Source organism: Streptomyces sp. NPDC051218 (assembly GCF_044455475.1).
In the GTDB taxonomy this organism is placed as follows: domain Bacteria; phylum Actinomycetota; class Actinomycetes; order Streptomycetales; family Streptomycetaceae; genus Streptomyces.
Window position 1 is genome coordinate 983,332 of sequence record NZ_JBITEU010000002.1, and the last position, 10,293, is coordinate 993,624.

Consider the following 10,293-nt stretch of genomic DNA (forward strand, 5'->3'; position numbering starts at 1 on the left):
TTAAGGAAAACTGTTGATCGATGTGCAGCGGCTCCGGGTCCTGCGGACAGTGGCCGAACACGGCAGCTTCAACCGGGCGGCGGCAGCCCTCCACCTCACGCCCTCGGCCGTCTCCCAGCACGTCGCCGCACTCGAGCGCAGTCTCGGTGCCCAGGTTGTCGCACGCAGCACCCGCGGAGTCACCCTCACCCCGGCCGGGGTGATCATGGTGGGGGCCGCCGAGTCGGTCGCCGCGGAGCTCGTGCACGCCAAGCAGCAAGTCGACCAACTCGGCAGTGGTCGCAGCCAGATCACCATCGCCACCTTCACCAGTGGCGGCAGGCTCCTGCTGCCCGACGCCCTCGCCCGCCTGGCAGCCGTCCACCCCGGCACCCTAGTCCACGTCCGGGAAGCCGAGCCCGAGGACAGCCTGCCGCTGGTCCGCCAAGGCGCCGTGGACGTCGCCATCGCCTACCACTTCGACGGCCCGCTGCCCGGCCGGCTCGGCCCGAGCACCGGCCTGGCGTGGACGACGCTCATGGAGGATCCGCTGCATGTCGTCCTGCCTGACACTCATCGGCTGGCCGGCCGCACCTCGCTCGACATCGCTGAACTGGCCGCCGAACCCTGGGTACTCGGCTGCCTCAAGACCGAGGCCTACCTGCGCCGCCACGCCGAAAGTGCCGGCTTCGACCCCGAGGTACGCAGCACGACGACCGACTACTTCTTCGCCCGCTCGCTCGTTGCCGCGGGCGTGGGAATCTCCTTGATCCCCTCCATCGCACTGACCCCGCGGATAGCAGGAGTACGCACCATCCCCATCGCACCGCCTGCGCCGACCCGGCACATCGGCGTCGCCACGATCCTCCGCCGTCGCCATCCGCAGGTCATGACGCTGGTAGCGGCCCTGCAGGACCAATCGCCGACGCTGGACTATGCTGCGCGGCGATGACTACCGGGACGGCTTCGCGCCACACACAGAGCGGTTACCCGGTGCTCTCCTGAGCGCCGTAGGGGCCGGATCGGGCCCGCTGTTCGAGCGAGGATCTCGCGCTGCCGCGCGGGCTCCTCCTCCGTCGTGTTGATCTCGAGCTCCGCACATCAACCACGACAGGAGAAGTCATGCCCACCAAGACGTTGCAGATTCCCACCCCGGACGGTCGGTCCGACGCATTCGCCGCATTTCCCGACGACGGCGAGCGGCACCCGGGGGTGCTGCTGTACGCGGACGCCTTCGGCATACGGCCCGTTCTGGAAGAGATGGCCCGCGAACTGGCCGTGCACGGCTACTACGTGCTCATCCCCAACTACTTCTACCGTCACGGCCCGGCGCCGCTGCTCGAACTTCCCGAGCACATCGGAGAAGAGGCCCGGCCCTCCATCCTCGCCCGGCTGATGCCCTTGATCAACGAACACATCGCCGACGGACGTGTCGAGAGCGACGCGGACGCCTACCTCACGTTCCTCACCGCACAACCCGAGGTCGCTGCCGGGCCGGTGGCCGTGACCGGCTACTGCATCGGAGGCCTCCTGGCGATGCGCACCGCCTCGGCCCACCCCGGCCAGGTGGCCGCCGTCGCCGGATTCCACTCCCCCGTGATCGCGGACGGGCCCGACGGTCTGCACCGCCTTCTCTCCAAGATCACCGCCCAGGTGCACCTCGGCCACGCCGAATCGGACCTGACGCCCGAGGCCCTCGGCGAACTCAACCGGGCTCTGGACACCGCAGGTGTCGCCTACACCTCCGAGATCTACCCCGGCACCGTCCACGGCTACACCATGGCCGACACCGACGCCTTCAGCGCTTCCGGGCTGAAGCGGCACTGGGAGCGCCTGCTGGATCTCCTGGACGGGACCCTGGGCAAGGGCTGACAATCCGTTCTCCAGTCGGTCGGGCAGGCCTGCGGATGCGGCAGCAGTCACTGCTGCCGCATCCGCAGGGCGAGTTGAGTGCGTGACGTCAGGGACAGCTTGCGGTAGATGCGGCTCAGGTGGGCCTCGACCGTCTTGACGGAGATGAACAGCGTGCTGGCCACCTCCCGGTTGGATGCCCCGGAGGCAACATGGCGGGCGACGTCCGCCTCGACCTGCGTCAGTTCCTGCCCGGGGCCGGTCGGCGCGGTGCGGTCGAGTCGGTGGAGGAGGTGCTGGGTCCGCTCGGCGCGGTAGGTCGCCTGGGCCCGCGTATAGAGGTCGTGGGCGTGTTCCCGGTGGCTGCGTGCGGCTGCCGCCCGGCGCCGTTTCTGCTCTGCCTGCCCCAGCAGAACCAAGGTGTGTGCGTGCTCGAGGGGCAGGTGCGAGTCGTCGAAGCTGTGGGCGGCTTCGGACAGCCGGCCGACGGCCTGGTCGCTCCGGTGATGGTGGAGGTCGAGCCGCGCCCGGCTGCGGAGGAGGGCCGCGGCGACGGCCGGGGCCGGCCGGGGATGCTCCTCGGCGAGGCGGGTGAGAAAGTGCTCGGCCTGGTCCGGCCTGCCGGCCAGGGTGAGTGCGTCGGCATACAGGTGGTGCCACTTGAAGGCTGCGAGGTCGGCGGTGAGTTGATGCTGCTCTAGGCGGGCCACCTCACTGAGGGCCGCCGCTGCCGCCTCGAACTGGTGGAGACACAGCAGCGATTGGGCCAGGGCGTGCAGATTGCGCGCTGTGAAGATGCTGTCCTCGTCCTCCTTGGACTGCTGCAGACCCCACTGGGCGGTGACGGCGGCCTGGCCGGGGCCTTCCCTTTCGACCTGTACGAGGGCGTGCGTGGCGCAGGCGGGACCGGGGGAGAGGCGCATCGTACGGGCGAGATGCAGGGCGCGTCGGCTCCAGGCTTCGGCGGCGGCGACGTGGCCCCGGCGCAGGTCGCTCTCGGCGAGACTGCGCCAGATCTCCTGTAGGTCCTCGGTGCTGCCCGTGGCCTCCGCGTGCCCGAGCAGATGGTGCAGACCGCTCTGCGTGGTCGGGTGGTCGTCGTCATAGAGGGCGTGACGAAGCCTCAGATAGTGAGGACTGTAGCGAAGTTGACCGGAAGGTGGGTCTGGGCTGACCGCGAGCGCCCGGTCGAGGGTGGCCTTGGCGTCCCCGCGCTGGGTGAGGCGTTCGATGCGGGCTTGCATGGTCAGGGCGGCCGCCTCGATGTCCGGCCGTGCGCAGGAGCGGGCGTCGAGCGCCGCCTGCTCGGCGGCGGCCAGGGACTCCTGGGGCCGGCCCGCGATGTTGTGCCGAATGGCCGTGTAGAGCCCGAGCCGGGCGCGGAGCGAGGCATCGGAACGGGTCAGGGCCGCCAGACGCGCCAGGGTCGCGCTCTGGTTCTCGAGTCCCTGGCCGTGCGCGTCAAGGAGCGCCAGCAGTGCCTCCGCCTCGGCGTCGGGCGCGCGCAGGAGGGTGAGGGCGGCGACTGCGCGTGAGGCGAGGACGGCGTCTCCGGCGTCGGCTGCGTCTCGGCACGCCTGGAGCCAGCGCTCCAGGAGGAGGGGCCGGTCGTCGGTGGCGGTGCGGTTCGCCGCCAGTTGCATGAGCTCCGCGGCGAGGCCCGGCTCGGCGCAGGAACGGGCTGTGCGGGCCGCGGTGACTCCCTCCTTGGCGGCTCGCTCATCGGGGCCGGGCGTGGCCAGCAGACGATGCCGGGCTGCGGCGAGTGGGTCAGGGGAGGCGGCTGCCAGAGCGTGGTGGAGGGCTGCACGCTCGGTCGGATCGATCGCGAACTCAGCCTGCCTTCGCAGGAGTTCGGAGGTGAAGGAGACTCTTCCCGCCGGGTCGCGGACAATGAGGCCCGCTCTGCCCGCACGATCCACGTCGCGTTCGGCGTCGTCGTACCCGCAGGCACAGAGCAGCGCGGTATCGGCCGACCGGGTCAGTGCCAGCGCGGTGAGGGCGCCCCGCCAAGGGGAGGGCACCGACTGCCACCAAGCCTGTGCCAGGCGGGCCGACTCGGCTGCGGGCTGCCCGTGGTCCGTGCCGAGTTCGCTCGCCGCGGCGCGCGCCAACAGCGGATGGCCGCCGCTGTCGCTGTGCACCGAGGCAGCACGCCCGGCGGCGAAGCCTTGGGACACGAGGGCCGCGGCGACCTCGGCCTCGGTCAGCATCCGTAGCTCGGTCCAGGGGACGTGGCCCCCGCCGAGCACGGCGCTCAGCTCACCCGAAGCGCAGTGGGCGGACGGAAGCGAGAAGGCCAGCCGCAGCCGGGAAGGGGGCAGCGTACGGCAGCAGAAGTCCAGGACATCCAGGCTCAGTTGATCAGCCAGATGTGCGTCGTCGATCAGTACTGTCCAGCCCCCGGCGCCATCGTCGAGGCACAACTGCCGTACGGCCCTTGCCGCGGAGGCGATAGACGGCGGGTCCGGATCAATAGGCTCTGGAGGCGGACGTAGGCCAAGGTGCGACGCGGCTTCCAGCGACGGCGGCAACATCCCGACCAACTGCGCAAGAAGCCCGTACGGTTCACACTCAAGCTGCCTGCTCCCCGCCAGCGACAGACGCCGCGTGTCCTCGGCGGCGCCGACCCGACGGGCCAACTCCCGTAGTACGTACGACTTTCCCGTGCCCCAGGGCCCGCTCACCACGACTCGGCCCAGCGCACACAGGTCAGCCTCTGCTTCCCGCAGCGCCCGCCCCTGCTCCGGCCACCATGCGTCGCTCCCGCCGCACCCCTCACGCACCTCGGTCACGCCCGTGAGCCTAGGTTCTGGGGCTCGCCCCATCCAGCACGGACCCTGCGTGCAAGGGAAAACCCTCAGGCCCCCGCCGGAGTCGTGAGCCCCCGCCACCGGGAGACGACACCCCGCCATCCCATGGTCACCGTACGAACGACCCGCCACATGGCAGGTGCGGCTCGCGCGGGACCGGCTGATCCGCGTCGGCGACCGCTATCGGCGGCCTGCCCTTGGTGACGACGAGACGCCAGGGACATCTCTGATGGCCACGGCCGGCCAGTGCCACGAGGCTGCACGGCTATCGGACCACGCCGCAACGCGGCAGTCACTGCAACGCCGCACCGCGGCAGTCACGCCAACGCCGCACCGCGGAAGTCACGCCAGCGCCGCTCCGCGGCAGTCACAGCAGCATCGCACCCCTGCAGTCACCACCGCGGAGCGTCAGTCACAACAGACCGGTCACCACAGAAAGGCAGGCCCCACCGTGCCCATCACCCCCCGCAGCACCACGCTACGTGCTGCCCTCGCAGGCACCGTCGCGTGCCTCACCCTCGCCGCGTTTCCCCAACTCGCCTCGGCGCAGGCCACGTCGACCCCACCCCCACCGGCCCCTGGCCTCCTGTCCGCACTCCAGCGCGACCTGAACCTGACGCCGGACCAGGCCCGTACCCGCCTCGCCGACGAGAGAGCGGCCAGGGACGTGGCCACCCGACTCCGCTCCACCATCGGTGACCGGGTCGTCGGCATGTGGTTCGACGGTGCGTCGGGAAAGCTGCACGCCAATCTCAACGGCTCCGCGGACGCGGCCACCGCCGGACGGCTCGGAGCCATCGCCCACCGCACCGCCTACACACCGCGCGAGTTGACCGAGGCCCTCGCCGTGATCCGCGGCCAGGTCCGCGACGTTCCCGGCGTCGTCTCCTGGGGCGTCGACCAGCGTGCCGGCCGGATCGACGTCGTCACCGCCGCTGACCGCCACACCCCGGAGACCGAGCGCCTCCTGGAGCGCCTGCGCAGCCTGGGAGACATCGTCAGCCACTCCACGGTCGCCGACGCACCGCGCCAGCAGCAGGGCAGCGTCGTCGGCGGCGAGAAATGGATACCCGGCAGCGAGAGCCCCTGCTCCGTCGGCTTCTCGGTCACCGCCTCCGGCGGCGCGAAGGGATTCCTCACCGCCGGGCACTGCACCAACGACGCCAACCAGCCCGCTTACGGCAAGGACGGCAGTCGCGTCGGCACCTCCAACCAGGGCGGAAGCCACAGCATCAACGCACGCGAAGGCGACTTCGGACTCGTGGCGGTCGATCAGGCCGGATGGGACCTCTCCCCGAAGGTCTCCGGCTACGGGCAGGGTGACGTCACGGTCACCGGTTCAGCCGAGGGTGTCGTCGGCCAGAGCGTCTGCCGCTCCGGCCAGACCAGCGGCTGGCGCTGCGGAGTGATCACCAAGGTCAACCAGAGCGTCGACTACGGCAATGTCGTCATCGACGGCCTCTCCTGGACGGACGCCTGCTCCTCCGGGGGAGACTCCGGGGGGTCCTACGTCACCGCCACCGGTGGCAAAGCCGTGGGGCTGCACTCCGGGGGCGGCAGCGCCACCTGCGGCAGCTCCGGCACGACCAACACCATCTTCCAGCCGGTCAATGAAGCCCTGCAGAAGTGGAACCTGGCTCTGGCCACCAGCAACCCGCAGCCCGGCGACGTCACCGTCGGTGCCGTGAGCGACCGGAGCGGCACGGTGGGGCAGAGCGCCACGCTGAACAACACCGCTCAGGGTGGCACGGCCCCCTACCGGTGGAGCGCATCGGGCCTGCCCGCGGGACTGCGGATCGACGCGAGCACCGGAACCGTCACCGGAACACCCACCACTGCCAGCACCAGCACGGTGACCCTCACGGCCACCGACGCCGCCGGCAAGACCGGCAGCACCACGTTCAACTGGACCGTCACCGCACCCGGCGGCGGCACCCTCGCCCTGACGCACCCCGGCAACCAGACCGTCTACACCGGCCGCCCCTACTCCCTGCCCCTGACCGCGAGCGGCGGCACCGGAGCCCGCACCTTCACCGCCACCGGCCTGCCCGCGGGCCTGGCCATCAACGCCGGCACGGGCACGATCTCCGGGTCCCCCACGGCCTGGGGCATCCACACCAGCCGGATCACCGTCAAGGACGGCGCGGGAAAGACCGCGGCCATCACCGTCAACTGGAACGTCTTCAACTAGGCGAAGGCATCGGCCAGATCGGCGGATCGGAGGCACCGCCCAAGCGGTGCCTCTCGCGTGTCCGGACGGCAGGTTCGCGACCGCGGTGAGTCATGGGTGGGAGTCGTGAAGAGTTCACGCACGGTTCTGGGGATTCGGTCGGGGGAGCGAAAAGATCGGGGAGCTCACCGGCGCTTCCGAACGAGTCGGGCGCCGACCGTGCGATGGGAGACCGATCAACGATGTTCACTCTGGTACGGAGCAGAGTGCGGACCGCCGCGCTCGCTCTCTCGGCCGTCGCGGCCCTCGCTTTCGGCGCGACCGCCACGACGGGCGCGTCAGCGGCCCCCGCCCCCAGCCCCAAGCCCGCCCCCGCATCCGCTCTCGCGAAGCAAGGGCCAACCTCGGTGGCGTACGTCGAGGTGAACAACAACAGCATGCGCAACGTCGGCAAGTACACGCTTGCAGACGGCGGCGACAACGTCTTCGACGTAGCCGTGATCTTCGCCGCGAACATCAACTACGACACGACCAAGAAGTCGGCGTATCTGCACTTCAACGAGAACGTGCAGCGTGTCCTCGACAACGCCGACACCGAGATACGGCCGTTGCAGCAGAAGGGCATCAAGGTCGTCCTCTCGGTCCTCGGCAACCATCAGGGCGCCGGGTTCGCCAACTTCCCCTCGCAGCAGGCGGCTTCGGCGTTCGCGAAGGAAATGTCGGACACCGTGACCAAGTACGGACTCGACGGCATCGACTTCGACGACGAATACGCCGAGTACGGCAACAACGGCACCGGCCAGCCCAACGCCAGCTCGTTCGTGCACCTGGTGTCGGCACTGCGCGCGAACATGCCGGACAAGATCATCAGCCTCTACAACATCGGTCCGGCCGCATCGCGCCTGTCCTACGGCGGCGTCGACATCTCCACCAAGTTCGACTACGCCTGGAACCCGTACTACGGCACCTGGCAGGTCCCCGGCATCGCACTCCCCAAGTCGAAGCTGTCACCGGCGGCCGTCGAGATCGGCCGGACCTCGCAGAGCACGGCCGCCGACCTCGCCCGCCGCACCGTCAGTGAGGGATACGGCGTCTATCTGACGTACAACCTCGACGGCACCGATCGCAGCGCCGATGTCTCCGCGTTCACAAGGGAGTTGTACGGCAGTGACGCCGTTTACACGCCGTAGGGCGCACGCACACCTCAACGCATGGCCATGCGGCGGGGTTTGCCACATCCGTCAGGACTGAGTCCCTCGCAGGCCGCGCTGACGACAACGATGTCGGGGGCGCGGCCGCTACGCTCGACTGCCGGTATCGGCAGTGGTCAACTTTGGGGGGTTCATGACGAGCTACTCGATCTCGGTTCGCTTGCAGCGCACGACGGTGGAGGAGGCCTACGTCTCCGTTCCGGTCAGCGATGCCGTCATGCAGGACGAGCGGGCCGAAGACGGGTCGTACCGCCTCGACACGGAGAAGTTCGTTGCCGCCGCGATCGAACTCGGCGGCGGAGCCGCATGGCTGCCGGAGCACCAGCAGGTGGCACTGCACCCGATCCAGCAGGCTCCTGACGACGTATAGCTGATCAGCAGCCACTGGGTCCGCTACGGCTGTGGCGCACCCAGCGGCTGTTCAGTAGCTACTCAGCGGCTACTCAGTGGCTGTTCAGCGGCTGCTCAGCGGATTTCCGTAGGCGTGAGCCGTGGAGAGGTACGGGAGTCCGAGCGTGCGGGGCGAGAAGGCCGCCGAGGCGCCGGCCGACCCCTTGGGGAAGAGCCACGCGGCGCCCAGGGAGGAGTTCTCGCCCGGCGATCCGACCGTCACGTCCGGTACGCCGTCGGCGTTGTGATCACCCGCGGCGACCGCCCCGCCGAAGGCGTCACGCGCCTCGGCCACGCCCGGGACACCGGACGTGTCCTGGTTCCAGGAGAGGGAACTGGCGGCGCCCTTGGCGTCGACCAAGCCCTGAGCGCCACCGCGCACCAGCCAAGCGGCTCCGGCCCCCGTCCGGCTTCCGATGGCCTCACCCGGAGCGCCCGCGATCAGGTCGTCGCGGCCGTCGCGGTTGACGTCGGCGACGGCGAGGGCGGCGCCGAAGCGGTCGCCGTCCTCGGCCACCCCCGGCACGCCCGCGGTGTCCTGGTTGAGCGTCTGCGCACGGGTGCCGAACGAGCCGCTCGCAGTGCTTCCGTAGTGGACGTGGATGCCGCCGCCCTTGGCGAGACTCTCGGGACCGCACGGGTCGTCGATGTTCTCGTCGGCTATCTCACGGCATTCGCCCAGCGCCAGGTCGTCGTGACCGTCACCGTCGAAGTCGCCGGCGGCCAAGGCGGTCACGCCGGCGTTGTCCGTGTTCCAGAAGTTGGCCATCTCGGACCGGTCGGCGTCCCACTTCCACAGTCGTACGTGGGACTGCGCGCTGGGGACGCCCGAGGTCCAGTACGCCACGGCCAGGTCCGCCGTGCCGTCGCTGTCGAAGTCGCCGGTGGCCAGAACGGGGGCGCGGCCGCCCATGGGGGCGGCGACCACGGTGGTGACCAGGCTGTCCTCGCCCTGGATGACCCGTGCGACGACCTTGTCCGTGCCACCGACCACGATCGTTTTGTTGCCGCCACCGGTGAGGTCGGCCGCCGCGATCGACATGCCGTACGCGGCCGAGGGCGAGGGCCCGGTCAGGACTGTCGACCCCGGCCCTGGTCCGGTCTTCGAGCCGCCTACGACGGTGACCATGCCCGCGTCGCTGCCGCGGTCGGTGACGTCCTCACCTGGGGCACCGGCGAGCAGTTCCGCGATGCCGTCGCCGTTGAGGTCGGTCAGGGTCACGGAAGCCCCGAAGCGGTCGCCTGCCTCCGGAGATCCGGGAACTTCGGGGGTGGCCTGGGTGACACGGAGGCTTCCATGGGCGCCGACGCCCTTGGGCCCACCCCGGACGACGTTGACGTACCCGGCCTTGGCCCGCCCGTCCACGGTCCCGCCCGGGACACCGACCGCGAGGTCCGCGTAACCGTCACCGTTGAAGTCGCTGGTGGCGCTGCGGGGCGCGGCAGCGGCGGCACCCGGCGGGAGCAGGAACCCGGCGGCGGCGGCAGCGGCGGCCGCGATGGAGTACGTCAAAATGCGGCGGCTGCGAGGCACGGTGGCTCCCACTCGGTCGACGGAGTGCGGTTCTGGGGTGCGGTTCTGTCTGGTGTGACCGTCGAAAGGGGGAGCTGGTTGTACGGGGATTCACCTGCCGTCTCCGTCGGGTTCAAGGTGCGGGCCGAGGCGCCTCTCTGGTGGAGTACTTCGGCCGGGGGCAGGAACGTAATGGCTACGTCGGGTCCTCGTTGAACTTCGACTTGGACCAGTAGTAGCCGAGCACGGTCAGTCCCAGGCACCAGGCGAGGGCGATCCAGCCGTTGTTGCCGATCTCGCTGCCGAGGAGGAGGCCGCGCAGGGTTTCGATGGCGGGGGTGAAGGGCTGGTACTCGGCGATGGGCT

The 10,293-nt window shown here is 70.2% G+C and carries 7 protein-coding genes and 1 pseudogene; 5 read left to right on the top strand and 3 right to left on the bottom strand.

Features of this window, described 5'->3' with window-relative positions; genetic code table 11:
• The first annotated feature begins 13 nt into the window (after positions 1-13).
• Together ACIBCK_RS10915 and ACIBCK_RS10920 are read left to right on the top strand one after the other, a co-directional pair.
• Entirely contained in the window at positions 14-931 is a 918-nt protein-coding gene (locus ACIBCK_RS10915) for a LysR family transcriptional regulator (protein ID WP_399388826.1), read from the top strand.
• Between the two features lie 170 nt (positions 932-1,101).
• Positions 1,102-1,851, top strand: coding sequence for a dienelactone hydrolase family protein (locus ACIBCK_RS10920; protein ID WP_399388828.1), 750 nt, complete (start codon positions 1,102-1,104; stop codon positions 1,849-1,851).
• A 47-nt stretch (positions 1,852-1,898) separates the two neighbouring features.
• Here the strand turns inward: ACIBCK_RS10920 and ACIBCK_RS10925 are convergent, their stop codons facing one another.
• Complete coding sequence (locus ACIBCK_RS10925; RefSeq protein WP_399388830.1) at positions 1,899-4,625, bottom strand: LuxR C-terminal-related transcriptional regulator; 2,727 nt, start codon at positions 4,623-4,625, stop codon at positions 1,899-1,901.
• Between the two features lie 469 nt (positions 4,626-5,094).
• On the opposite strand from ACIBCK_RS10925, the gene ACIBCK_RS10930 reads away from it, so the two are divergent.
• From ACIBCK_RS10930 to ACIBCK_RS10940, 3 genes are all read left to right on the top strand, one after another.
• Positions 5,095-6,834, top strand: coding sequence for a putative Ig domain-containing protein (locus ACIBCK_RS10930; protein WP_399388832.1), 1,740 nt, complete (start codon positions 5,095-5,097; stop codon positions 6,832-6,834).
• 221 nt (positions 6,835-7,055) lie between these two features.
• Positions 7,056-8,003, top strand: coding sequence for an endo-beta-N-acetylglucosaminidase H (locus tag ACIBCK_RS10935; protein WP_399388834.1), 948 nt, complete (start codon positions 7,056-7,058; stop codon positions 8,001-8,003).
• A gap of 154 nt (positions 8,004-8,157) precedes the next feature.
• The gene (locus tag ACIBCK_RS10940; RefSeq protein ID WP_399388836.1) at positions 8,158-8,394 is read left to right on the top strand and encodes a hypothetical protein; all 237 of its coding nucleotides are present in this window, start codon (positions 8,158-8,160) and stop codon (positions 8,392-8,394) included.
• A gap of 84 nt (positions 8,395-8,478) precedes the next feature.
• Here the strand turns inward: ACIBCK_RS10940 and ACIBCK_RS10945 are convergent, their stop codons facing one another.
• Entirely contained in the window at positions 8,479-9,948 is a 1,470-nt protein-coding gene (locus ACIBCK_RS10945) for an FG-GAP-like repeat-containing protein (RefSeq protein WP_399388837.1), read from the bottom strand.
• A 175-nt stretch (positions 9,949-10,123) separates the two neighbouring features.
• Positions 10,124-10,293, bottom strand: a pseudogene (locus ACIBCK_RS10950) (ABC transporter permease); the annotation flags it as partial.